At 72.8% G+C, this 23,667-nt stretch carries 23 protein-coding genes, 1 tRNA gene and 1 pseudogene; 12 read left to right on the top strand and 13 right to left on the bottom strand.

What is annotated here, in order from left to right; genetic code table 11:
- Window positions 1-37 precede the first annotated feature (37 nt).
- Window positions 38-616: a TetR/AcrR family transcriptional regulator gene (locus OG207_RS27340; protein ID WP_329101749.1), complete on the top strand. Its 579-nt coding sequence runs from the start codon at window positions 38-40 to the stop codon at window positions 614-616.
- Between the two features lie 69 nt (window positions 617-685).
- Here OG207_RS27340 and OG207_RS27335 read toward each other — a convergent pair whose 3' ends face one another.
- The 7 genes from OG207_RS27335 to OG207_RS27305 form a co-directional block, all read right to left on the bottom strand.
- Window positions 686-1,234 (bottom strand): DUF1062 domain-containing protein, encoded by a 549-nt coding sequence (locus tag OG207_RS27335; RefSeq protein WP_329101746.1) that lies wholly within the window; start codon window positions 1,232-1,234, stop codon window positions 686-688.
- A gap of 234 nt (window positions 1,235-1,468) precedes the next feature.
- Complete coding sequence (locus tag OG207_RS27330; RefSeq protein ID WP_329101744.1) at window positions 1,469-1,768, bottom strand: hypothetical protein; 300 nt, start codon at window positions 1,766-1,768, stop codon at window positions 1,469-1,471.
- 88 nt (window positions 1,769-1,856) lie between these two features.
- Window positions 1,857-2,519 (bottom strand): NADPH-dependent F420 reductase, encoded by a 663-nt coding sequence (locus tag OG207_RS27325; RefSeq protein WP_329101742.1) that lies wholly within the window; start codon window positions 2,517-2,519, stop codon window positions 1,857-1,859.
- A 57-nt stretch (window positions 2,520-2,576) separates the two neighbouring features.
- Entirely contained in the window at window positions 2,577-3,230 is a 654-nt protein-coding gene (locus tag OG207_RS27320; protein ID WP_329101740.1) for a disulfide bond formation protein B, read from the bottom strand.
- Between the two features lie 2 nt (window positions 3,231-3,232).
- Window positions 3,233-3,397 carry a DUF5993 family protein gene (locus OG207_RS27315; RefSeq protein WP_189737231.1) on the bottom strand — a complete coding sequence of 55 codons (165 nt, stop codon included), beginning with the start codon at window positions 3,395-3,397 and terminating at the stop codon, window positions 3,233-3,235.
- 27 nt (window positions 3,398-3,424) lie between these two features.
- Complete coding sequence (locus tag OG207_RS27310) at window positions 3,425-4,831, bottom strand: sensor histidine kinase (RefSeq protein WP_329101738.1); 1,407 nt, start codon at window positions 4,829-4,831, stop codon at window positions 3,425-3,427.
- A gap of 7 nt (window positions 4,832-4,838) precedes the next feature.
- Window positions 4,839-5,528 carry a response regulator transcription factor gene (locus OG207_RS27305; RefSeq protein ID WP_030010722.1) on the bottom strand — a complete coding sequence of 230 codons (690 nt, stop codon included), beginning with the start codon at window positions 5,526-5,528 and terminating at the stop codon, window positions 4,839-4,841.
- Between the two features lie 79 nt (window positions 5,529-5,607).
- Between OG207_RS27305 and OG207_RS27300 the strand changes: the two genes are divergently transcribed.
- Complete coding sequence (locus OG207_RS27300; RefSeq protein WP_329101736.1) at window positions 5,608-6,156, top strand: hypothetical protein; 549 nt, start codon at window positions 5,608-5,610, stop codon at window positions 6,154-6,156.
- 30 nt (window positions 6,157-6,186) lie between these two features.
- Here the strand turns inward: OG207_RS27300 and OG207_RS27295 are convergent, their stop codons facing one another.
- Window positions 6,187-7,065, bottom strand: a complete 879-nt coding sequence (locus tag OG207_RS27295) for a spermidine synthase (RefSeq protein WP_329101735.1) — start codon at window positions 7,063-7,065, stop codon at window positions 6,187-6,189.
- Window positions 7,066-7,110: 45 nt separating this feature from the next.
- On the bottom strand, window positions 7,111-7,521 hold the full coding sequence (locus tag OG207_RS27290) for a hypothetical protein (RefSeq protein ID WP_329101733.1): 411 nt from the start codon (window positions 7,519-7,521) through the stop codon (window positions 7,111-7,113).
- A gap of 242 nt (window positions 7,522-7,763) precedes the next feature.
- Here OG207_RS27290 and OG207_RS27285 point away from each other — a divergent pair, with 242 nt between their 5' ends.
- The gene (locus OG207_RS27285; RefSeq protein ID WP_329101731.1) at window positions 7,764-9,074 is read left to right on the top strand and encodes a tetratricopeptide repeat protein; all 1,311 of its coding nucleotides are present in this window, start codon (window positions 7,764-7,766) and stop codon (window positions 9,072-9,074) included.
- A gap of 650 nt (window positions 9,075-9,724) precedes the next feature.
- Here the strand turns inward: OG207_RS27285 and OG207_RS27280 are convergent.
- On the bottom strand, window positions 9,725-10,321 hold the full coding sequence (locus OG207_RS27280) for a histidine phosphatase family protein (protein WP_329101729.1): 597 nt from the start codon (window positions 10,319-10,321) through the stop codon (window positions 9,725-9,727).
- 110 nt (window positions 10,322-10,431) lie between these two features.
- On the opposite strand from OG207_RS27280, the gene OG207_RS27275 reads away from it, so the two are divergent.
- The 4 genes from OG207_RS27275 to OG207_RS27260 all read left to right on the top strand — a co-directional run bounded on the left by OG207_RS27275 (window position 10,432) and on the right by OG207_RS27260 (window position 15,079).
- Window positions 10,432-11,628 (top strand): hypothetical protein, encoded by a 1,197-nt coding sequence (locus OG207_RS27275; protein WP_329101727.1) that lies wholly within the window; start codon window positions 10,432-10,434, stop codon window positions 11,626-11,628.
- Window positions 11,616-13,199 (top strand): hypothetical protein, encoded by a 1,584-nt coding sequence (locus OG207_RS27270; RefSeq protein ID WP_329101726.1) that lies wholly within the window; start codon window positions 11,616-11,618, stop codon window positions 13,197-13,199. The genes OG207_RS27275 and OG207_RS27270 overlap by 13 nt, the downstream gene beginning before the upstream one ends.
- Window positions 13,196-14,536 (top strand): AAA domain-containing protein, encoded by a 1,341-nt coding sequence (locus OG207_RS27265; RefSeq protein WP_329101723.1) that lies wholly within the window; start codon window positions 13,196-13,198, stop codon window positions 14,534-14,536. Before OG207_RS27270 ends, OG207_RS27265 begins: the two co-directional genes overlap by 4 nt.
- Before the next feature lie 81 nt (window positions 14,537-14,617).
- Window positions 14,618-15,079 carry a hypothetical protein gene (locus OG207_RS27260; protein ID WP_329101721.1) on the top strand — a complete coding sequence of 154 codons (462 nt, stop codon included), beginning with the start codon at window positions 14,618-14,620 and terminating at the stop codon, window positions 15,077-15,079.
- Between the two features lie 19 nt (window positions 15,080-15,098).
- Here OG207_RS27260 and OG207_RS27255 read toward each other — a convergent pair whose 3' ends face one another.
- A complete protein-coding gene (locus tag OG207_RS27255; protein ID WP_329101719.1) occupies window positions 15,099-15,581 on the bottom strand; it encodes a MarR family winged helix-turn-helix transcriptional regulator in 483 nt (160 codons plus the stop codon).
- A 114-nt stretch (window positions 15,582-15,695) separates the two neighbouring features.
- Between OG207_RS27255 and OG207_RS27250 the strand changes: the two genes are divergently transcribed.
- The 4 genes and pseudogenes from OG207_RS27250 to OG207_RS27235 all read left to right on the top strand — a co-directional run bounded on the left by OG207_RS27250 (window position 15,696) and on the right by OG207_RS27235 (window position 17,777).
- Window positions 15,696-16,265: an NADPH-dependent FMN reductase gene (locus OG207_RS27250; RefSeq protein WP_329101717.1), complete on the top strand. Its 570-nt coding sequence runs from the start codon at window positions 15,696-15,698 to the stop codon at window positions 16,263-16,265.
- Between the two features lie 337 nt (window positions 16,266-16,602).
- Window positions 16,603-16,944, top strand: coding sequence for a hypothetical protein (locus tag OG207_RS27245; protein ID WP_329101715.1), 342 nt, complete (start codon window positions 16,603-16,605; stop codon window positions 16,942-16,944).
- Between the two features lie 143 nt (window positions 16,945-17,087).
- Window positions 17,088-17,742 (top strand): annotated as a pseudogene (locus tag OG207_RS27240) (bifunctional DNA primase/polymerase).
- A tRNA-Lys gene (locus tag OG207_RS27235) sits at window positions 17,704-17,777 on the top strand. The pseudogene OG207_RS27240 and the gene OG207_RS27235 overlap by 39 nt, the downstream one beginning before the upstream one ends.
- A gap of 101 nt (window positions 17,778-17,878) precedes the next feature.
- Here OG207_RS27235 and OG207_RS27230 read toward each other — a convergent pair.
- Window positions 17,879-19,114, bottom strand: a complete 1,236-nt coding sequence (locus tag OG207_RS27230; protein ID WP_329101713.1) for a M6 family metalloprotease domain-containing protein — start codon at window positions 19,112-19,114, stop codon at window positions 17,879-17,881.
- A 346-nt stretch (window positions 19,115-19,460) separates the two neighbouring features.
- Here OG207_RS27230 and OG207_RS27225 point away from each other — a divergent pair, with 346 nt between their 5' ends.
- Window positions 19,461-21,344 carry a putative bifunctional diguanylate cyclase/phosphodiesterase gene (locus OG207_RS27225; protein WP_443072741.1) on the top strand — a complete coding sequence of 628 codons (1,884 nt, stop codon included), beginning with the start codon at window positions 19,461-19,463 and terminating at the stop codon, window positions 21,342-21,344.
- A 48-nt stretch (window positions 21,345-21,392) separates the two neighbouring features.
- Here the strand turns inward: OG207_RS27225 and OG207_RS27220 are convergent, their stop codons facing one another.
- Window positions 21,393-23,645: a hemopexin repeat-containing protein gene (locus OG207_RS27220; protein WP_329101711.1), complete on the bottom strand. Its 2,253-nt coding sequence runs from the start codon at window positions 23,643-23,645 to the stop codon at window positions 21,393-21,395.
- Window positions 23,646-23,667: the final 22 nt, after the last annotated feature.

Below are 23,667 nucleotides of genomic sequence, written 5' to 3'. Positions count from 1 at the left end.
TAGCCCCTCGCCCGATCGCTCGTCTAGAGTGAGTCAGGTGACTGACTCAAAGAAGGGCCGGCGGACGTCCGGCAAACGGGAGCGGCTGGCGGCCGCCGCGGCCCGGGTCCTCCACGCCCAGGGCGTCGCCCCGACCACGCTCGCGGACATCGCCCGGGCGGCCGATGTCCCCGTGGGCAACGTCTACTACTACTTCAAGACCAAGGAAGAACTCGTCGAGGCCGCGATCGACGCGCACGCCCAGACCCTCCGGGGCCTGATCGCCGCCCTCAACAAACTGCCCACCCCCGAGGAGCGGTTGAAGGCCCTGCTGGCCGGCTGGGCCCAACAGCGCGAGCTCACCGCCCAGTACGGCTGCCCCACCGGCACCCTCGCCTCGGAGCTGGACAAGCGCGCCGACGGCCCGGGCCGCTCGATCGCCGCCGTCATGCAGGTCCTGCTCGACTGGACCGAGCAGCAGTTCGCGCAGATGGACCGGGCCGACGCCCGCGAACTCGCCGTCGCCCTGATCGCCGCCTACCAGGGCATCTCACTGCTCACCAACACCTTCCGCGACCCGGAGCTGATGGCCGCCGAGATCCGCCGCCTGGAACGCTGGATCGACTCCCTCCGCTGACGGCCCCGACGCCGGGAGGGAGCCCGTCCGGCGGATCTTGCCGGACGGGCCCCCGGTCCCGAGGAGGGCTCAGCGCTTGAGCGTGAAAGCGAAGTCGCCGGAGAGCTTGCCGCTCAGCCGGACTGCCGAAACGAGTGCGCCCTCCGTGATCAGCCCCTCGACCTCGGCCCGCGAAAGACCGCACCCTTCGGCGATCAGTCGCACCGGCCGGACCGGGATCCGGGCCGCGAAGCGGACCGAAACGTCGATCACCTCGCGGTCCAGGTGATCCGATCCGCCGGTGTCGAGGCGCCATGCGCCGTCCCAGTCGAGGGCGATGCGATTGCGGCGCCGCATGACGGGATCCTGGAGCAACTCAGCTGCCAGGTCAGGGTCGTTGTCATGCATCCGGTCCAGCAGATCGGGTCGTACGGAGCGCACGTTCACCCGCTCGAGGACCGTGAGCTTTGCCGTGTCCCCGCAAGCGGTGCAGAGCACGAGGAGCCAGGCGTCGAGGAGCTTGTGGTGTGCGTTGACGCGGAATTTGCCGTTCGCCCGGAAGCGGTCGGACGCGCACGCGGGACAACGGCGGAGAACGGTCGGTAGGCAGGTGGGCATGACCACCCAGTCATTGAGCACAGAAGTACACCTTCAGTGAGAAGTCCGCAGCAAAAAGCAGCGCGGCGCACAGGCGCGACGCGCGGCAGATCAGCACTCGGGGGGTCTCACAGGGTGTACAACGGCACGTCCTTGCCTAGACGACTTGACTCGGCAGCACGGTAACGGCGCACAGCGGCGCCGCTCCACCGGTTTTACCCTCAGGAGCCGGGCAGGAGAACGTCAGAAACCGGTCGGAAACCGGTCAGAAGCCGGTCAGGAGGAGGCCTTCATCGCCGCCAGGCCCTTCGCCAGCTCCTCGGCGTTCATCACGGGAGCGACGTCGATCTCGGCGTTGAAATGCAGGAACAGGTCCTCCATCAGCGGCGGCATCTGCGCACTGTCCTGCATGTCGAAGACGAGCCAACAGGAGCGCACGCCCTCGTGCAGGCCGAAGTAGGCCGCCTCCGGCTTCACCTTCTCCATCAGCGTCTTGATCGCCTGGGGCAGCGCGCCGGTCTTGATGCCCTCGTTGGTGGCGGCCGTGTCCATGTGCGCCCTGAGCATGACTCTCATGCGTGGCTCCTTCCCTCAGGCCCACCCTCGGCCGGGGGCGGGGGCGCAGCAACATGTGCGCCCCCGTCCGGGGCGGGCCCGGGACGACCTACGCGCCCTGGACGTGGAAGTTGAAGTCCGCGTGGCCGAGCGCGCCCATCAGGCGGAGCCAGATCGGCAGCAGCATCTCGGTGCCCCGGGCCGTCTCGATGCCCCCGAGGTCGAGGACGCTCGCCTCCGGCCACCCGAAGGCGTACAGCAGTTCGCGCACGGACTTCTTGGCGTCCGCGTCCTCGCCCGAGAGGAAGACGTGGTGCTCGCCGGCGACCCGCGCCGGGTCCACCATGATCTGGCAGTTCATCGTGTTCAACGTCTTGACCACCCGCAGCCGCGGGAAGGTCCGCTGGATCAGCTCGGCCAGACTGTCGTCGTTGACCGGGTCCAGGACCGGCGGGAAGCCCCCCGAGAAGTCCAGCGGGTTCGCGATGTCGATGAGGACCTTGCCGTCGAGGTGGGCGGCGTCCGCCTCCGTCAGCGCGGCAATGCTGGCCTGCCCGCCGGTGGCGTTGACCAGCACCTCGCCGTCCCGCGCCGCCTGCGCGAACGTGGCCAGCCCGACCGCGGGGTGGGCCTCCTGCCACTCGGCGTACTCGGAGCGGCCGAGGGTCGCTGCCGGTTCCCTGGTGCCGATGACCACCTGGTGGCCCAGGCCGTCGAGCCGGGCGGCCACCGTACGGCCGACGATCCCGGTGCCGAGGACTGCGTAGCGCATTGCGGAGATCCATTCGTCGAACGGAGGCCGGGCCGTCCCGGCCCACCCCGGACCCGGTCAGCCCAAGATCCCGACATCGTAAAAGAACTGGTACCGGTTCGGGCCGTCCGGCAGGAACCAGTGGAAGCCCTCCTGGAGGAAGACCGCCAGGGTGCTCACGGCGATCACCATGCCCAGGAACCACAGCGCGCACATGCCCGCCGTGCGCAGCGGTCCCGGCCGGACCGCCAGGACGGCGCGGTCGGCCGTCGCGTGGGCGAAGGCCAGGACGACGCCGATGGCGACCACCGAGAACTGGAAGAGGATCCACGCCCAGTGGTACAGGTGCAGGCCGAGCACCTCGCCCCCGTACCCCTCGGCCCCCGGCAGGACGTACAGCATGGTCTGCCGCCAGGACGCGAAGGAGCCCCCGATCGCCGCGACCAGGGACATCCCCCAGCCCGTCATGTAGACGCGGGCCGGCACGGTGCCGCTGAGCAGCGCCGCGCGGATGACGTACGCCGCGCCCAGGGCGGCCAGCAGCATGAACATCCGCTGCACGACGCACAGCGGGCACGGGATGTCCCCGCGGCCGAACTGGTAGTAGAGGCCGGCGCAGACCGCTACCGACCAGCCGAAGGCGAAGAGGCAGGCGAACCAGTACTGGACCCGGCCCAGCAGGCCGCTCTCCGGCGGGGCGTCGGGCACGAGGCTGTGCATCGTCGCGGTCACGGTCAGTAGCTCAGCTTCAGGGCGAGGCCGCTGGTGATGTGGTGCGCCGTCAGCAGGGTGACGGCGATCAGCACCGCCCACCACGCGCCGAGCACGACCGTCCGGGACGCGCCCCGGTACAGGGCGATCAGCGTGGCGAGGAGCCCGCCGAAGATCAGGGTGTCCATGCCGCGGACCGTACCGAGACGGCGACATCACGCCTGCGAGGCGCGCCCCCGGTTACGTCGGTTGCCGCGTCGGCCGCGCGCGGCCCGCCCCGCGCCGGGGCCGCCGAGGCTCCGCCCGTCCAGGCCGATCCAGACCCGGACCTCGGTCCCGCCGAGCACCGAGCGCCCCAGCCGTACGTCGCCGCCGGTCGACTCCGCGACCCGCCGCACGATGTCCAGGCCGAGGCCCGTCGACCCGTCGCGGCCGCCGTCGTTGCCGCGGCGCAGGGCCGCGTCCGGGTCTTCGATGCCGGGACCCGCGTCCGAGACCAGCACGATCACGGCGTCGCCCGCGTCGTGGACGTCCACCGCGAAGGGGGTGCCCTCGGGGGTGTGCCGGAAGACGTTGCCGAGCATGGCGTCGAGGGCGGCGGCGAGTTCGGGCCGCGCCACGGGGATCCGTACCGTACGGTCCACGCCGGCGAGCCGCACCTCGCGGCCCTCGTCCTCCGCGAGCGCCGACCAGAAGGCCATCCGGTCGCGAATGACCTCGGAGGCGTCGCAGCCCGCGCCCGCCCCGGCCCCCGGGCCGGTGGCCGGGCGCTGCTCCCGGGCGGTACGGATGATCGTGTCGACCTCGCGCTCCAGCTGCTCCACGGCGGCGCGGGTCTGCTCGGCGGCCGGGCCGTCGCCGAGCGAGGCCGTGTTGAGCCGCAGCACAGTCAGCGGGGTGCGCAGCCGGTGCGAGAGGTCGGCGGCCAGTTCCCGTTCGTTGGCGAGGAGTTCGACGACCTGGTCCGCCATCGCGTTGAACGCGGCGGCCGCCGAGCGGAGCTCCTTCGGCCCGGCCTCGGGCACCCGGGCGCCGAGCCGGCCCTCACCGAGCTGGTGGGCCGCGTCCGCGAGCCGTTCGGCGGGCCGGACCAGCCGGGCGCCGAGCCGGTCGGCGACCCCGACCGAGCCGATGATCAGGGCCAGGCCGACGCCCGCGAGCACCAGCCAGGCGGTCGCGACCCCGTTGCTGACCTCGCTCTCCGGTACGAAGATCTCCACGACGGCGATGTCACCGGAGCCGAGCGCGGTCGGCTGGAGCAGCGCCGAGCCGCCGCCCGAGACCTTGGCCGTCGTACCCCGTCCCATCCGCCGGGTCTCCGCGACGGCGCGCTCCCCGGCCCGCCCCCGGCCGATGTTCACCGGCGGGCTGTCGCCGATCGCGGGCACGTGGACGGCCATCCGCCGGGCGGCGCCCATCTGGGTGGACTCCACCGCCTTGCGCAGCTGCACGGGGTCGGTGGTGATGGACAGCGTCGGGCCGATGCTGGCGGCCTGCCGTTCGGCGTTGGAGAAGGCCCGGTCACTGGCCATCTCCTGGACGACGAGGCCCAGCGGTACGGCGAAGGCCACGACCACCATGGCCGTGACCGCGAGGCACACCTTGACGAGCGCCCATCTCATCGCGCGCTCACCGGGGCGGCTCCAGCTTGACCCCGACCCCGCGCAGCGTGTGCAGGTAGCGGGGCCGGGCGGCGGTCTCGCCGAGTTTGCGGCGCAGCCAGGACAGGTGGACGTCGATGGTCTGGTCGTCCCCGTACGACTGCTGCCAGACCTCGGCGAGCAGTTCGCGCCGGGCCACGACCACCCCGGGGCGGCCGGCGAGGAAGGCCAGCAGGTCGAATTCCCGGCGGGTGAGGTCCAGTACGGCCCCGTCCAGCTCGGCCTGGCGGCGCAGCGGGTCGATGGCGAGTCCGCCGACGCGCAGGACGCGCGAGGGCGGTTCGGCCCCGGCGGCGGCCCGGGCGCGGCGCAGGACGGCGGACATCCGGGCGGAGAGGTGCTCCACGGAGAAAGGTTTGGTCAGGTAGTCGTCGGCGCCGTCGTTGAGCAGCCGGACGATCTCCGCCTCGTCGTCGCGCGCAGTGGCGATGATCACGGGTACGTCGGTGATGCCGCGCAGCATCTTGAGCGCCTCGGACCCGTCCAGGTCGGGCAGTCCGAGGTCGAGGATGACCACGTCGAAGCGGTGGTGCGCGACCTCGCGCAGCGCCTCCAGGGCCGTGCCGACGCTCCGCACGGTGTGCGAGGCCTCCGTCAGGTGCCGGATGAGGGCGGAACGTACGAACTGGTCGTCCTCGACCACGAGCACACTTGCCATGGCCCGCACCGTAGTCCATCCGGGCGACCCGGCGGGGTGTCGGGCCACTCTTGTGGCGGGTGGTGCAGTATGTGCGTTGATGCGACGAGGACTTCTTCATGCGATGGCATGGATGCTGGCGACCGGCGCGGCGGTGACGCTGTCGTGGTGGGGCGTGCACACCGTCATGTCGGGAACGGCCTACGATCCGCCCCTCGCGGTGCCCCTGACCAACCGTCCGCTGTCCTCGTCGACGCACGGCGCGCAGGCCTCCCCGTCCCCCTCCCCGACCCCGTCCGCGTCCGCATCCCCGTCGCCCTCCGGGTCGCCCACCGCGGACGCGTCGCCGAGCGCCGGGACCTCCCCGGAGAAGTCCCCGAAGCCGTCGACCGCCCCCGGCCCGAACCAGCGGCTGGGCCAGGACGCGGGGAAGGTGCAGGCCTATCCGGTCTCCGGCGGCCGGGTCGTCTTCTCCCTGGGCGCCTCCTCGGCCGAGCTGGTCTCGGCGACGCCGGCGGCCGATTGGCGGATGCAGGTGTGGAAGACGGACTTCTGGATCCGGGTCACCTTCACCCGGGACGGCCGTGAGGTGTCGGTGTTCTGCACGTGGCACGACCACCCGCCGCTGGTCGAGATCGTCGACCCCTGAGGGGCGGGCGACCGTCCAGCGGAAGACCGTCTAGCGGAAGACCGAGGGCGGCGGCTGCGGAGAGGCCACCGCCGAGGCGTCCACGACCGGCGCGGCGCCGCCCGCGAAGTCGGCCAGGGCCCGGCCGTGCTCGACCCGGCCCGGGTGCGGGTCGCTCGCGACCCGGCGGGTGAACTCCGCGACGGGCAGCTCCCGGTCGGCGGCCACCAGGACGGCGTTGCCGAACCGTTTCCCCCGCCACACCACCGGATCGGCGGCCAGCGCCAGCTCCGTGAACCGGGACGCGGCCGTCGCGATCTGGCTCCGCAGATGGGTCAGCGGCGGACCGTCCGCCAGATTGGCCACGTACCACCCGGTGGGGGCGAGGGCGCGGCGCACGTCGTCCAGGAACTCGCCGCTCGTCAGGTGCGCCGGGGTGCGCGCCCCGCTGAACACGTCCGCGATCACCAGGTCCGCCCAGCCGTCCGGGACCTTGGCCAGGCCCGCCCGCGCGTCCACGGCCCGGACCCGGACCCGCGCCTGCGGGTCCAGCGGCAGGTGCTCCCGTACGAAGGCCACCAGGGCGGCGTCGATCTCCACGACCTGCTGGGTGGAGCGCGGCCGGGAGGCCGCGGTGTAGCGGGCGAGGGTGAAGGCGCCGCCGCCCAGGTGCACCACGTTCAGGGGCTGCCGGGCGGGTGCGACGAGGTCGATCAGGTGGCCGATCCGCCGCTGGTACGCGAAGTCCAGGTACCCGGGATCTTCCAGGTCCACGTGCGACTGCGGGGCCCCGTCGATCAACAGGGTCCAGGCCCCGGCCCGCTCCCGGTCCGGCTCCAGCTCCGCCCGGCCGCCGTCCACCTGCCCGACGACCGCCTCGGCGCTGCCGCGGCCGCGCTGCTTGCCCTTGTTCCTGTCCTTGCCTGCCACCACCCCATTGTGACGGGCGGCGGCGCAGCACCCGGCCCGGACGCTTCAGCGGCAGTTGTCCGCGGCCTCGATCAGCCGGGCCGCCTCACCGAGCGCCGCCCGCAGCACGTCCGGATCGGTGACCGGCGCGACGGCCTCCGGCGGGAGCAGCCAGCCGGTGGCGTCCGGGGCGTCCGCGGTGGGCGAGGCCGCGTCGCCGAAGCGCATGCCGCGCCCGTTGGTCTGCGTACAGGCACTGCCCGGCAGGTCCCACGCGTCGGCGGTGCCGGACGGCACGAGGAAGCCGAGGGTGTCACCGGATCCGTCGTGCAGGACCGGCCCGACCCCGCCGGCCTGGCTGGCGGCGCGGCGGATGATGTCCACCGCCTCCAGCCCCTGCCGCGTGGGAACGGTCACCAGGTCCAGGTCCGGGGCCGCGCCGGACTCGGACGCGGTGTTCGTTGCAGTGCTCTCCATGCCGCCCTCCACCAAGGGAACCCCTCCTCGATCCGGATCCGCACGGGTTCAACGCACGGGAACGTCAACAGGTGCGGCGGCAAGACGCCACAAAGGATGGCAGTTCATGGCGGATCGCGGGTGAGATATCCCTTTTGTAGCCAAACATTGCATGAACACCCCCTCGCTGGCGGTACTTTCGTGCGCGCCGGACCCCCCGTCACACCACCGGTGCTGCGTTCCTTGCCAGAGAGGTCACGTCCATGGCGGCGTCCCCCCACTCACCCAACTCCACGTTCCGGCAGCTGCGCGGACAGCACTCCCCGGCCGAGTTCGCAGCCCTGGTGCGCCGGGCGGCGAAGGAGATCGGAGAAACGGTTTCCTGCGACGCGCGCTACATCGGCCGGGTCGAATCAGGCGAGATCCGCTGCCCCAACTACGCCTACGAGCGGGTCTTCCTCCACATGTTCCCCGGCCGCGCCCTGGCCGATCTGGGCTTCTCCCCCCGCGAGAGCGTCCGCGGCCGCTCGGCCCAGCGCGATCCCCTCTCCGTCCCCGTACCCCGTTCCCCTTCCAGTGCCAAGGAGAGCGACGTGCTGCGTCGCGCGTTCATGGCGGGCGGCTCCGCGACCGTGGCGGCCGCGACGCTCAGCCTCACCCTGCTCGGCGACGCCCGCCGGCTCCCCACCCGCGCCGGCGAGTCCGAGGCCGCCGCCGTCGAGGACGCGGTACGCCAGATCCGCCTCCTGGACGACCGGCACGGCGCCGACTCCCTGTACCGGCGGGCCGCCGAACCCCTGCGCACCGCCTACGCACTGCTCGACGCGGGAGCCACCCGGCAGTCCACCGAGGACCGGCTGCACTCGGGCGCCGGCGAACTGGCCGTCTCCGTCGGCTGGCTGGCCCACGACTCGGGCCGCTTCGACGACGCCCGCTCGCACTACGCGGAGGCCCTGGCGACGGCCCGGGTCGCGCGGGACGCGGGCCTGGAGGCGCACGCCTTCAGCAACATGGCCTTCCTGGCCCGGGACTGCGGCCGCTCCCGGGAAGCGGTACGGGCCGCCCAGGCGGGCTACCGCGCCGCCCGCTCCCTCGGCTCCCCACGGCTGCTGTCCCTGCTCGCGCTGCGGGAGGCCGGCGGCTGGGCGGGGCTGGCCGACCGCAGGGCCTGCGAGGATGCGCTGACCCGGGCGCACACGGAATTCGCCCGGGGCGAATCGGACGCCGACCCCGAATGGATGTCCTTCTTCGGACAGGCGGAGCTGGAGTCCCTGGAAGCGCGCTGCTGGTCGGCGCTGGGCGAACACGCCCGTGCGGCCCGGCACGCCCGCCGCGCCGCCGACCTCCAGGACCCGCACTTCGCCCGGAACGTGGCCCTCTACACCGCCGAGCTGGCCGGCGACCTGGCCCGCGCGGGCGCCCCCGACGAGGCCGCGTGGGCGGGCGGCCGGGTGCTGGACCTGCTGACCGAGGTCCAGTCCACCCGGATCCGGTCGATGCTCTCGGAAACAGCCGCAACCCTCATCCCCCACCAACGCTCCCCCCGCGTGGCCGCGTTCCTGACGCGGCGGTAGCCCTGCGGTGTGCCCTGCGGGCGGCTCAGCGGTTTTGCGGCTCGGTGGCACGTTGCCTCGTGCCGAGGTGGGTCGCCTCAAACGCCGGCGGGGCCGGGTCCCCTGCGGGGGCTCGGCGGTTTTGCGGCTCGGTGGCACGTTCCCTCGTGCCGAGGTGGGTCGCCTCAAACGCCGGCGGGGCTTTGATGGGTGGGGCGGTGGCCCGCAGGAGGGTCTCCTCGGCTCGCGCCAGGCGGCCGCGGTCCTGCCAGACGGCCTGGGTTGCGCGCTCGTCCTGCGGGGACCCTCCTCCGTGTCCCCACCCCACGGCACGGCTCCGACAGCGACGACCCGTCCCCGGAGCGTGGGAGAACCCGTGGGCGTGTGCCGCCGAGGGGCGGGGGGACGGGGCGGGGTGTCCCCGCAGGACGAGCGCGCACCACCGAGCACAACCGAGACGTGCCGCACCGCGCGAGCCGAGGAGACACCCCGCCCCGGCCCCCCGCCCCGACCCCCGCCACCGCACACGGCACGGGCCCGCATTTCCAGCCCCGCCGGCGTTTGAGGCGGAGCCCGGCACGGATCCGGACCCGCCGCACACCACCGAGCAAGCCCGCAGGGCAACGGCACGGGTCCGGACCCGCCGCACACCGCCGAGCGAGCCCGCAGGGTTACGCGTCCAGGTGACCCGTGTCGTTCCAGCGTTCCAGCGCCGGCGCGCCGTAGGCCCAGCCGAGGACCGAGAGGGAGGTCGGCTCCAGCCGGATGCGGGCGCCGAAGGAGGCCTCGAAGCCCAGCCAGCGCGCGGCCAGCGTGCGCAGGATGTGCCCGTGCGCGAAGACCAGGACGTCGCGCTCCGCCGAGCGGGCCCAGGCGACCACCTCGTCCGCGCGGGCCGCCACGTCCGCCACGGACTCGCCGCCCGGTACGCCGTCGCGCCAGATCAGCCAGCCCGGCCGGACGGCCTGGATCTCGGCCGGGGTCATGCCCTCGTAGTCGCCGTAGTCCCACTCCATCAGCGCGTCCCACGGTTCGGCCCGGGCTCCGAAGCCCGCCAGGTCGCAGCTCTCGCTCGCCCGCACGAGCGGGCTGGTGCGGACCTCGACGCCCGGTAGCCCCCGCCACGGGTCACGGGCCAGCCGCTCGCCGAGCAGCTTCGCGCCCAACTTGCCCTCCTCCAGCATCGGCACGTCCGTGCGTCCGGTGTGCTTGCCGAGCTGGGACCACGCCGTCTGGCCGTGGCGGGCCAGCAGGATGCGGGGGGCCATGTCACTTCTCCCGGTTCGTTCGAGGTCCGTCCATCATCCATCACCGGCCCCCACCACCGGTTTCCGCGCTCCTTCCACGATTGTCAGTGGTGGATGGGACACTTCCGCGGGTGAGCTCTTACCCGCCCAGCAGCCCCGCGCAGCCGACGACCCTGCGGCAGCGGCTCGCCGGTCTGCGCGGCCCCGCCGTGCCGCCCCGTCCGCTCGACGCCCGGGCACTGGCGGCCCTCGCCGCCAATCCCGGCTGCGGCAGACGCGCCCTGCTCGACGGCGCCGGGGTGGACAAGACCGCCCTGGCCACGGCGCTCGGCTCCCCCGCTTCCTTCGGGCAGTCGCAGTTCGCCATAGTCCGCGGGAACTCCTTCGAGGCCAAGGTCAAGGGCGACGGCGGGGCCGAGCTGCTGCGGCTGGTCCACGCGCACCTCGCGCCGACCGCGGAGTCGCCCGGGTCCCCCGGGGCCGGTGCCCGCGTACCCGACCTGACCGCCGCCGGACCCGAGGGCCGCGCCGCGCGGACCGCGCTCGCCCTGCGCGAGGCGACCGCCGCCGGCCGGGACTCCGGGGCCTGGACGCTGCTGGACCACCCGATGCTCGCCCTGGAGGTGGCCGGCTCCCCCGCCTATCTGGAGCCCGACGCCGTCGTGGTCCACCCCGACGGCCGCTGGACCGTCGTGGAGATCAAGTCGTTCCCGATGGTCGACGGCGCCGCCGACGCCGCGAAGGTGGGCGCCGCCGCCCGGCAGGCCGCCGTCTACGTCCTGGCCCTGGAGCAGACCGCCGGGAAACTGCCCGGCGCCGAGGTCGGCCACACCGTGCTGCTGGTCTGCCCCAAGGACTTCTCGAACCTGCCCACCGCCGCCCCCGTCGACATCCGCCGCGAGCGCTCCGTGACCCGCCGCCAGCTGGACCGGCTGACCCGCGTCGAGGAGCTGGCCGCCGCCCTGCCCGAGGGCCTCAGCTTCGACCCGGCGACGCGGACCCCCGAGCAGCTGGTCGAGGCGGTCTCCGCGGTCGACGCCGCCTACGCCCCCGAGTGCCTGGCCGCCTGTGAGCTCGCCTTCCACTGCCGCGACCGGGCCCGCGCCGCCGACCAGGTCACCGCGCTGGGCCGGTCGGTACGGGGTGAGCTGGGTGCGCTGACCACCGTCGAGGCCGCCCTCGCGGCGGCCGCCGGCTTCGGCTGCGCCGAGGATCCGACCGCCGCCGCGCTGCACCGCGCCGCCCGGTTGCGCGCCGAGGCCCTGGAACTGGCCGCCGCCGCCCGTCCGCCGCACCACGCCCCGGAGACCCCCGCATGTCCCTGCTGAACACGCTGGCCCGGCTGGAGGCCGTACGTGCGGGCCGCGCCCAGCCGCTCGCGACCGTGCGCCACCGTCACCTGAGCGAGCGCCCGATGGTTTTCGTGCCGCTGACGACGGCCGGTGAGGCGGGCGCCCCGCTCGGTGCGATGGTCGGCACCGACCGGCACGAGCCGCGGGTGTTCGTGATACCCCAGCCGCGCGACCGCGACCGGCGCTGGGCCTTCCTCGCCGATCTGGCCGTGCAGGTGCTGGGCCACATCGACGCGTACGCGGACGTCGTGGAGCCGGCCGAACGCAGCGAGACCGACCCGGAGACGGGCAAGCGGGTCAAGGTCGAGACCGAGCTGTGCGTGGACGCGCCGCAGCTGATCGTGCCGAGCCGGGCGGGCATCGAGTACGTCCGGCTGCTGGGGCGCTCGATGCGGTTCCGGCGCACCGCCGAGGAGGATCCGGACAATCCGTATCCGGCGCCCTCGCAGGTGCCGATGCTCGGCCGCTGGTTCACCCACCTCGCCGAGCGCTCTCGGGTGCCCGGCTCCTCGATGCTGCTGTCGGCCACCGACCTGCTGTCCCGGCACTGGGCCACCGGCCAGAGCAACCTGGAGGACCAGCACCTGGGCGCGCTCCTGGGCTGGATCGCCCCGCCCGCGGGCCGGTCGGGCGCCGAGGAGGCGCACCGGGCCGAGCTGGGTCGTGACCGGGACGGCCAGCTGCTGTGCCCGCCCGCGGGTCCGGCCACCGATCCGGCTTTCGACAACAAGCTGCTGGCTCCCGCCATCACCCGCTACGACGCCGCGCGCGCGGCCCTGGCGGCCGGCCCCGGCGACGACGACCGCCATGTCCGGGCGGCCGAGCAGGAGGTGCACCGGCTGGTCGAATCCCAGCTGTCGGGCACCTGGTGGCAGACGTGGCAGGCGATCGACCTGCTGCGCGCCCTGCCGCCGGGCGAGCGCGCGGAGGAACGCTGGACGCGCGACCGCTGGTCCTACACCGGCCACCGAGACCGCGTACGGGCCGGTGAGCCGCCGCAGCCGCGCCGCGACGACGCGGTGACGGCGGCCCAGAAGCTGGCCGTGCGGGAGACCGAACAGGTGCGGCTGGACGCGCAGGAGGCCCTGGACGACCCCCTGGTGATGGCGGGCCGACGGCTCGCGGGCGAGGCCTTCGCCGGTGAGGTCACCGAGGTGGTGATGGAGTGGACGGAGTCGAAGCGGCCGAGCCCGCGCCCGCTGGTGACCGTGGTGACGGAGGACCGCCCGCAGCTCGCCGACGAGGGCGGCGGGAAGGTGTTCCGCTCGCTGGAGGGGCGCCCGCAGAGCGCACAGTTCGTCCGCTTCGAGGAGGACGGGCGGCTGGTCCTGCGGCTCCTCGACAAGATGGGCCGCGGCCGGGACCCCGAGCCGGGGACGGTCCCGGAGAAGGGCGACCAGCTCTGCTGGACGCTCTTCGAGCACGATGCGCGCGGCGGCCCGAAACTGCCGGAGCCCGAGCAGACCCCGTGGACGCACGGCGGCCCGCCGGGGTCGGCGGGCGCCCTTCCCCTGCCCGACTCCGTGACCGACGAGGACCTGCTGTGACCACGACCGCCCCCTTCGACCCGGGCGCGGCGGCCGCCCGGGCGACCGCCGCGATCCTGACCGACACCCTGCACGGGTCCGAGCGGGGCGTGGTCGTCGACTCCCCGCCCGGGGCCGGCAAGTCCACGCTCGTGGTCCGTGCGGCCCGCGAGCTGGCCGCGGCCGGACGCCGCCTGATGGTGGTGGCGCAGACCAACGCGCAGGTCGACGACCTGGTGCTGCGCCTCGCCGACAAGGACCCGGAGCTGAAGGTGGGCCGGCTGCACAGCAGTGACGGGGACGCCTACGACCCGGCGCTGCGCGAGCTGCCCTCGGTCACTTTGTCGGCCAAGCCGAAGGACCTCGCGGAGCTGCCGATCACCATCTCCACGGCGGCCAAGTGGGCCTTCGTCAAGGACGTCGAGCCGTGGCAGCACGCGATCGTCGACGAGGCGTACCAGATGCGTTCGGACGCGCTGCTGGCCGTGGCCGGGTTGTTCGAGCGGGCGCTGTTCGTGGGCGACCCGGGGCAGTTGGACCCGTTCAGCGTGGTCGGCGCGGAGCAGTGGGCGGGCCTGTCCTACGACCCGTCCGCCTCTGCGGTGAGCACCCTGCTCGCGCACAATCCGCAGCTGCCGCAGCACCGGTTGCCGGTGTCCTGGCGGCTCCCGGCGTCGGCGGCGCCGTTGGTCTCCCGCGCCTTCTACCCGTACACGCAGTTCCGTAGCGGTACGGGCCCGGGCGAGCGGCGGCTGTCGTACGGGGTGCCTTCGGACGGGTCGGGTCCGGACCGGGTGCTGGACGAGGCGGCCGAGGCGGGCTGGGGCCTGCTGGAGCTGCCCGCGCGACACACCCCGCGCACGGACCCGGAGGCGGTGCGGGCGGTGGCCCTGGTGGTCCGCCGGGCCCTGGACCGCGGGGCGGTGACCTCGGACGAGCAGTCCCCGGACCCGGCCCCGCTGACGGCGGATCGGATCGCGGTCGGCACGGCCCACCGGGACCAGGCGGCCGCGGTCCGTGCGGCGCTGGCCTCGCTCGGGGTCTCGGGGGTCACGGTGGACACCGCGAACCGGCTCCAGGGCCGCGAGTACGACCTCACAGTGGTCCTCCACCCGCTGTCGGGCCGCCCGGACGCGACGGCCTTCCACCTGGAGACGGGCCGCCTGTGCGTACTGGCCTCGCGGCACCGGCACGCGTGCGTGGTGGTGGCCCGGGCGGGCATAGCGGAACTCCTGGACGACCATCCCTCGACGGAACCGGTCCAGTTGGGCGTGACGGTCAAATTCCCGGACGGCTGGGAAGCGAACCATTCGGTGCTCGCCCACCTGGCCGAGCACCGGGTCCCCTGGCGGCCCTGAAGATCGGCACGGGTGGAACCGAAGACCCCTCCGCGCACATCCTTGAACATGTTCAAGTGAATGTGACCAGGGGGTTTTCAAGTGATATCCGTACGACGCAAGCGCATCACGGTGTGGCTCGCGATCACCGCCACGACAGCCGTACTGGCCTTCGGAGGCTGGTACGCGTATCAGGTGTCGGCTGCCTTCGTCGGCGTCCTGGGCGCGCCGTGCGACAAGGCGGCCGCGTTCGTCCGCGCTGCCGAGCTGCCCGCGGGGACGCACGACCGGCGGTGCACGACGGGCCAGTGGATGAGCATCTCGTACGACCTGGACTTCCGCGCGCCCCGGAAGGAGACGGAGGCATGGCTGCGGACCTCCTATCCCGAGGCGACGTTTTCCATGGGCTGCCTGGACAGCGACGCGTGCGCGAGCCCGCCGCTGCCGGGTCACGCGCCCGTCAAGGACGAAGCCGGCCACCGACTCGCGGACGCGGTGAACATCGAGCTCGACTACGAGGACGGGGACGTCACGCACGTGCGGATCTCCGGCTGGACCGGCTGAGGCCTACGCGGCCACCGGGTCAGGGCTCGCGGCGGGCACCCAGGTGCGCGTGGAGGGTTTCGCCGACCTCGGCCAGGGTGCGCAGCTGTTCCGGGGTCAGGACGTCGATCAGGTGGTGGCGGACGGACTCCACGTGGAGCGGGGCCGCGTCCGTGATCGCGGTGACGCCGGCGTCGGTGAGGACGACCTCCGCGCCCCGGCCGTCGGCGGCCACCTCCTCGCGGCGGACGGCGCCGCGCTGCTCCATGCGGGTGAGCTGGTGGGACAGCCGGCTGCGGGACCAGCGCATCAGCTCGGCCAGCGCGCTGATGCGCATCCGGTGGCCGTCCGTGGAGCCGAGCACCGACAGGACGTCGTAGTCGGCTTCGGAGAGCCCGCTGTCCTGGCTGAGGTCGCGTGCGATCTCCGCGTTGACCAGCGGGAACATCCGCCGCCACGCGTACCAGGCGTCCTGTTCGGACTCGGTGAGCCAGCGGGGCCCGGGCTGCGGTGCGGGGGTCATGCCCGCCACTCTAACCAGGTCGGTGACACATCACTTACCTGGTTGACATGTCATTCAGATTCTGGGTTTGATCAACCGACACATCAATGATCACGCCGACCGGAAGTCCTCGCCATGACCCGCCTGCACGTCATCTCCGCCGCCACCCGCCCCACCTCCGCCGGCCGCCCGCTCGCCCGCTGGGTGACCGAGCAGGCCCGCGGGCGCGGCGGCTTCGACGTCACCTCCGTCGACCTCGCCGAGATCGCCCTGCCCTTCCTCGACGAGCCGGAGTACGCCTCCACCGGCAACTACGCGCACCAGCACACCCGCGACTGGAGCGCCCTGGTCGACTCGGCCGACGCCTTCCTCTTCGTCCTGCCGATGTACAACGGCGGCTTCACCGCCCCCTTCAAGAACGCCATCGACTTCCTCTACAACGAGTGGAAGGGCAAGCCGGTCGGCATCGTCAGCTACAGCGCCGGCCCCACCGGCGGCGCCCCGGCCGCCGAGATGCTGCTGCCGGTCCTCACCCGTCTCGGCATGCTGCCCGCCGAGCGCTCCGTCGCGATCCCGGGCATCCCCAAGCTGCTCGGCCCCGAGGGCTTCCGGGCCCCGGAGACGCTCGCGGGCGAGCTCGCCGGGGTCCTGGACGACGTGGCCGAGCTGGCGGCGGGGCGCGCCGCCGAGGCCGTCACGGCGTGAGCAGGGTCCCCACCGGATGGTCGTACGCGGCGTGCGTGCGCAGCCGTACGCCGTAGCCGAGGGCGCCGCCCGCCTCCGCCACCGGGGCGGGCGGCACGGGGGCGGTGCCGGCCGCCCGGGCGCGGAGGCGTGCGACTGACGGCCGGTCAGCGCGACGTGGGCCGGAGGGGGCGCGTCCCGATCGCCCGTGCGACTCCCCCGTCACTGGGCCTTTCCACCTGCTCGTGCACCTCATCGGCCATACGGGTGTTCTAGCCCGTCGCGCAGGGGTCTTGCGCGGCGTTGGACAATGGACGGTGGCCCGGAATCACGTCGTACGCGCAGCAGGAGGACACGCATGGCAGAGCCCGAGCGGACCGAGCGGCGGCTGCGGCCGGCGCCTCTGCTCTTCGAGCCCTCGGAGGCCGTGGCGGACCCTGAGCACTTCTTCGACCTCGAGTCGATCGAGGACCCTCGGGAGCTTCTGACCCGCGCGACCGAGCTGACGCTGGCCTTCCGGGCCGCGCAGGAGCGGGCGGTGGAGTTCCAGGCCCTGGCGGCGGCCCAGCTGGCGGATCCCCGCCGGTTCGACCGGCTCTCACCGGCCCTGATCGCCGAACAGGCGGAGTGGACCGAGGACTACGCCCGCAAGATGATCGAATTCGGCGAGACCCTCCAGCGCGGCACGGGCATGCCGTAACCCCTCGACCGATCGCCGCGGGGGCCGGGCGTCCGGCACCTGCGGCGGTTCGAGGGGCGCACCATACTCCGCCGGCGGCCCCGCCGTCCCGGTTTTTCGTAACTCGCGGATACTAGTCCGCTACGGCGGGTAGACAGTGGCATATGACGACGCTGACGACGGCTCCCGGCTGCACCGCCCTCCATGCGCGCAACGAGCGCACCCGCACCGCGCCCGCCACCCACGTCACCCCCCAGGGCGCCGCCTGGCTCACCTCCGGAGCCGCCCATCCCCGGCGCACCCTCGCGGTGTGGGAGGCCCGTCCCGGGCTGCCCGCCACGCTGCCCTGCGGCGATCCCTTCGACGTCGTCAACGTCCCGCTGGTCCTCGGGCGCCGCATCCTCGACCTGCTCTGGGCCGAGGGCCCCGGCTCCGGGCCGGTCGCCGTGCACCGCGGCCGGATGCTGCTCTTCGCCGCGCCCGGCACCGCGCACCGGCTGCCGGCCCTCTTGGCGTGGGAGGAGTGGGGAGGCTCCCGCACCGCCCCGGCGCCGCTGTGCCACGGCCGGGGCGACGCGGTCACCGTGCCGCCGCTGGCCGCCACGCCCGGGCCGTCCCGGTGGCTCGTGGCCCCCGACGCGCGCGAGCCCTGGCTTCCCGGGCCCGAGGCCCTGCTCTGGGCCTTCGTACGGGCGGCCCGCACCCCCGCACCGACCGGACCTGGGGATATCGATTTTTCGTTCCGCCGATCCTCCTGCTAATGTCTTCCACGTCAGACAAGCGCCGCTAGCTCAGTTGGTTAGAGCAGCTGACTCTTAATCAGCGGGTCCGGGGTTCGAGTCCCTGGCGGCGCACAGACGGAAGAAGGCCCCCACGCAAGTGGGGGCCTTCTTCGTTGTCCGGCGGGGCCGTCCGGCGGGGCGCGCCGCGGGGTGTCCCGCGGCGCGCCCGGCCGTCACGTCGTGATCTTCACGGTGTACGCGCCGGACCGGGTGCGGTCCGCGACCTCGATGGTGATCCGCTCGCCCGGCACGGTGTACGTCTCGCCGACCTCCAGCGGTGCGTCCGCCAGCGGCGGGTACACCGAGCGGTCCCAGCACGCCTCCGTCGACGGGTGCGCGTCCAGCACCTCGATCGGGCCGCCGCCCGACGACGCCTCGTTGCGCACCCGGTAGACCAGGACGCCCTCCGTGCACGTGTCCCCGTCGTTGCCGGCGGAGCCCCGCGCCTCGACGGCGATCGCGCTGCCGGGGCCCGTGCGGATCACCGCGAGCCGCGTGCCGCCCGTTCCGCCGCTCAGCGGGGCCTGGGCCAGCGGCTGCAGGGTGTGCAGCGAGGATCCCGTCTGCACGCAGTCCACCTGGGAGGCGTCCAGCCAGCCCAGCTTCCACTTGTGCCAGGCGAAGAGGTCGGGGGCCATGCCGAACTGGCTGCCCATGACGTCCCAGTCCCCGACGTAGGTGTCCCAGTCGCCCTTGCCGTCCGTGGGTCGGTGGTAGAGGTCGGGCAGGTCGAAGACGTGCCCGGTCTCGTGGGCGAGCACGTTCCGGTCCGGCGGGTGGCGCTCGAAGACGGTGACGATCCGCCGCAGTTCCGTGCCGTCCGCGACGATCGGGTGCTCGAAGTTGACGACCTTCGTGGCGTCGGAGTCCACGCCGGGCGCGTCCGGGTCGGCGACGAAGTAAACGACGTCGTACTTGCGGAAGTCCACCTGGGCGTCGGCGGTGGCGACCGCGTCCCGCAGGTAGGAGGCCCGGTCCCCGGGGGCCCAGTCCCGCTTTATCCCGTACGCGGTGGACGGCTTGGGCATCTGGATCCACTGCTTCTGCGGGTGCGGGACCAGCCGGAACCGCCCGTACGAGGCCTGCTGGAAGAAGTCGCTGGTGGCGGGGAAGTAGTCGCCGACGATCTGCTCGGTGGTCAGGGCGCTGCGGTGGTCGGGGAAGGAGAGGAAGACCATGACGGCGTTGAGGGTGCGCTCGGGTTTGGGGTAGGCGCCGTTCCAGGTGTCCAGGCCGAGGGAGTGGTGCGCCGAGGTGCGGGTCAGCGCGCAGGGTCCGGCTCCCGAGTCGGCCACCGCGGGACCGGCGACGAGCGACATGGCGGCGAGCGCCGTCAGGGAGGTGAGCGCCGCGGCGGTACTTCGGATGCGGGAGCGTTCCACTCCCCCGGGTGTCTGCTGTCGCGCCACATCGACCTCCGGTGGTGGATTCGTGCCTGTTCATCCACCTTGAGGCGATTGTCTTACTAATGCCCTGTTCCGCTGCCCCACACGAGTGAGCCGTACGGCAAGTCGGTGACCCTCGAACTTCACGCCCCCACCTACAGAAAGTCACGACCGATCACCTGAGATCAGCAGGGGCCTCGGCATGCTCAGAGCCGCGCAGAAACGATCGCCCGGTCTTCCGTCACCGATCCGTCATCACACCGAACCGAACCGTCTCAACCCGTGGCGCCGCTGGATAGGGCCTCCCCGCAGCCTCTATGATCGGCACACTTTCCTGCGCGGACACTCACGAACACTGCGGGAGCCAACGGTGAGCGGAACCTCAGAAGGAACCGGTTCGGCGGCCGACAGCATCCGATCGGCCATTACGGAGCGTCACCCGACAGTGCCGGCAGTGCCGTCGACATCGGCCGCCCAGGCCGTCCAGGCCGCGCCGGCCCCGCCGTACCGCGCCGCCGACTCCGACCTGCGCGACTACCGGGCCGCCTTCAACGCGGCCCACCTCGCCATGGCCGTCGTCGACCGCGAGGGCTACGTGGTCGCCGCCAACCAGGCCTTCGCCGGGCTGCTCGGCAGCGAACCGCACACGCTCGTCCACCGGCCCGCCGCCGACCTGGTCGACCTGGCCGCCGAGGCCCGCACGTGGGCCGCGTACCAGGAGGTGCTCCGCGGCCGCCAAGCCCGACTGCGCTGCACCCGCCGCCTCAAGCATCCCGACGGGCACTCGCTCTGGACCGAGGTCACCCTCGGGCCCGTCCCCGACACCGGGGACGTCCTGCTGTCGGTGGCCGACATCAGCGACCGCCGCGACCTCCAGGCCCGCCTGCGCCACCTCCAGATGCACGATCCGGTCACGCGCCTGCCGAACCGCGCGCTGTTCTTCGAGCGGCTCTCCGCCGCCCTGGAGGCCGCCTCGTACGAACACGGCGGCGGCACGGGCCGGATCGGACTGTGCTACCTGGACCTCGACGGGTTCAAGGCCGTGAACGACACCCTCGGCCACCGGGTCGGCGACCGGCTGCTCACCGCCGTCGCCGCCCGGCTCACCCAGTGCGCCGACCAGTCGGGTTACGGACGCACCGGCGGGCACCTGGTCGCACGCCTCGGCGGCGACGAGTTCGCCCTGCTGGTCGAGGACTCCACCGGCACCGAACAGCTCGCGGACCTGGCGCGGAGCGTGCTGACCGCCGTACAGGAACCCTTCGACCTGGCCGGGCAGCGGCTGTCCGTCTCCGCCTCCATCGGGGTCGTGGAGCGGGCGGCGGCCGGCACCTCGGCGACCGGCCTGATGCAGGCCGCCGACACGACCCTGTACTGGGCCAAGGCGGACGGCAAGGCCCGTTGGACGCTGTTCGACCCGGAGCGCAACGCGCACCGCATGACCCGCCAGGCGCTCTCCTCCACGCTCCGACGGGCCGTGGACCGGGGGGAGTTCGAGCTGGAGTATCAGCCGCTGGTGGACCTGGAGAGCGGCGCGGTGCGCGGGGTCGAGGCCCTGGTGCGCTGGAACCACCCGCAGTTCGGCACGCTCACGCCGAATCGGTTCATCGGGATCGCCGAAGAGGACGGTTCCATCGTCCAGTTGGGACAGTGGGTCCTGCGGACCGCCTGCCGGCAGGCCCGCCGCTGGCAGATCGAACAGCCCAGCGACGCCCCGGTCTTCGTGTCCGTCAACGTCGCCGTCCGGCAGGTCTGGGACTCGGACCTCGTGGGCGACGTCGCGGAGATCCTGGCCGAAACGGGCCTCGCCCCGCAGCTGCTCCAACTGGAGCTCACCGAGTCGGCGGTGATGGGCTCGGCCGGGCGCCCCCTGCAAGCCCTGCAGGCGCTCAGCGACATGGGCGTGCGGATCGCGATCGACGATTTCGGCACCGGCTATTCGAACCTCGCCTACCTCAGCAGACTTCCCGTGTCCGTTCTGAAACTGGACGGTTCGTTCGTGCGCGGATTCCGCTACGAGGAGGGCTCGCACCCGAACCCGGCCGACGAGACGATCGTCGAAGCCCTGGTCCAGCTCGCGCACCGGCTCGGCCTGACGGTGACCGCGGAATGCGTGGAGACCGCCGGACAGGCGGCGCGGCTGCGGCGCGTGGGCTGCGACACGGGCCAGGGCTGGCTCTACTCGCGGGCCGTGGGACCGGAGCGGATCGCCGAGATGATCGGCACCAGACCGGGCGCGGAGCACCCCGGCTAGCCGTTCCGCTTCGCCGTTCTCGACCTGCGGGCCAGCGCTTCCGGTGGCCTACGCCGTGCGGCCGGGCAGGCCCGGCCAGTTGGAGCCGATGGGCAGCGGGTAGCCGTCGTCGACCCGGTCGGCGGCGATGTCGTACCGCACGTACTGCGAGCCCTTGAAGAAGTACGCCTTCCCGTTGTCCCACACGATCCCGGCGTCGACCCCGTCGCTCCACAGACCGGGCCAGTACGGGCTGATCGGCAGTGGGTATCCGGGGTCCACCTTGTCGGTGGCGATGTCGTACCGCATGTACTGGTTGCCGCGGAAGAAGTACGCCTTGCCGTTGGTGGGCCACAGGACGGCGGCATCGATCCGGTCGCTCCACAGGCCGGGCCAGTTCCCGGCGATCGGCCGCGGGTAGCCGGGGTCCACCCGGTTGGTCGCGATGTCCCAGCGCACGTACTGCCTGCCGCGGAAGAAGTAGACCTTCCCGTTGGGCCACGGGATGCCCGAGTCGACGGTGTCCCACAGGCCCGGCCAGTTCCCGGCGATGGTCAGTTCGTAGGTGGGGTCGACGACCCGGTCTTCCGCGATGTCGTAGCCCCTGTAGTGGGTGCCGCGCATGAAGTAGGCGTTGCCGTTGTTGTACATGATGGCCGCGTCGAGGCCTCCGCCGCTCCAGAGTCCGGGCCAGTTCTCGCCGATCGCCCGCGGGTAGGCCGGGGCGACCCGGTCCGCGGCGACGTCGTAGCCGACGTACTGCCAGCCGCGCATCAGGTACGCCTTGCCGTCGTTCCACATCACGGCGCCCTGGATGCCGTCGCCCCACAGGCCGGGCCAGTTGCCGGCGATCGGCTTGGGGTAGCCGGGGTCCACCTTGTCGGCGGCAATGTCGTAGCGCATGTACTGGTTGTCACGGAAGAAGTAGGCCTTGCCGTTGTTCCAGACGATCGCCGCGTCGATCCGGTCGCCCCACAGACCGGGCCAGAACTGGCCGATGGGCAGCGGGTAGCCCGCGTCCACCTTGTCGGTCGCGATGTCGTAGCGCATGTACTGGCTGTCGCGGAAGAAGTACGCCTTGCCGTTGGGCCACACCACACCGGCGTCGATCCGGTCGCCCCACAGTCCGGGCCAGTTCGGGTTGATGGGCAGCGGGTAGCCGGGGTCGACCCGCCGGCTGGCGGGGTCGATCCGGTAGTACTGGCCGCCGGCGAACACGTACACCTTGCCGTTGGGCCAGAAGACGGGCGCGGTCAGCATGCGGAGGCTGAGCGTTTCGACGAAGGAGCTGTAGTTGTCGGCGTTCTTCGCCGCCTTGTCCGGGTTGCTGATCGCGAGGGCGCGCGAGGCCGGAAGGCCGTAGACGATGTCGTCGGTGTCGACGTTCGTGGCCGCGTGGCTCCACTCGTGCGCGACGGCCCCGAACCGGGAATCGGTTCCGGTCGCCGGGAGCGTGTAGAAGGCCGGACAGACGTAGACGGTGTCCGATCCGAGGTGGGTGTAGTTGGTGGTGTTGGCTCCGCAGCTCGGAGGGCTCAGGTCGTAGGTGATCTCCCTGTTCATCCAGGCGCGCGTCCCGGCCATGCGGTCCCGCACGGTCTTGTAGCGGGAGACGCTGTCCACCCCGAACCATTCCCGGTAGAGGCTGTTGTCCGTCCGGCCGCTCCAGCTGTCCAGCTCGGCGATGGACGCGTCCAGCCAGGCGCACGCGTTGTCGTGCGCGGCGAACACCTCGGCGAACCCCGGGGGAAGCACGATGTCCCGCAGCAGCGCCGACGGCCGCTCCGTGTCCGGGGCGATCACGACCCGCCGGGCGTCGTCCCTCGGCCCCTCCCTGCGCGCCCGCTCGCCGGACGTGGCCCGTGCGGTGCCGTCCGGCAGGAGGTCGAAGCACGTGCTGACCGGATCGAGGGTGAGTCCCTGGTGCTCGTGCCGGGGGCGTGAGGTGATGGCGTCCGGCCCCACGACGGGGATGACATCGGCGAAGCGCACCAGCAGGGTGACCTCGTACGTACCGGGCTCGTCCAGCGCGAACGACTCGGTGACGTCGAGCTCCTCGACGATGGTCTCGCCGATGCGGAGGGTGCGGTAGGAGTCCGGACCGGGGTCAGTACGGCTGACCAGCCGTCCGTCGTAGGGAACGGCCTGGCTTTCGTGCCGCACCTCAAGGAAGTTGAAGACTTCACCTTCGAGGGGGGTGTTCCACACAAGTAGCCGGTAGTCCCTGTCGCCCAGGTTCTCCAGCTCGAAGATGAGTGACACCGGTTCACCCCGGCTGTACGTCGGGGCGGCCCTGATGGCCAAACGGAAGTCGTCGCGCATGGGTCGACTCCTCACGCGAGGG

The sequence above is a fragment of the Streptomyces sp. NBC_01439 genome (assembly GCF_036227605.1).
Classification (GTDB): domain Bacteria; phylum Actinomycetota; class Actinomycetes; order Streptomycetales; family Streptomycetaceae; genus Streptomyces.
Note: the sequence above shows the minus strand (reverse complement) of the source record. Positions and strands in the feature narration are given on the sequence as shown.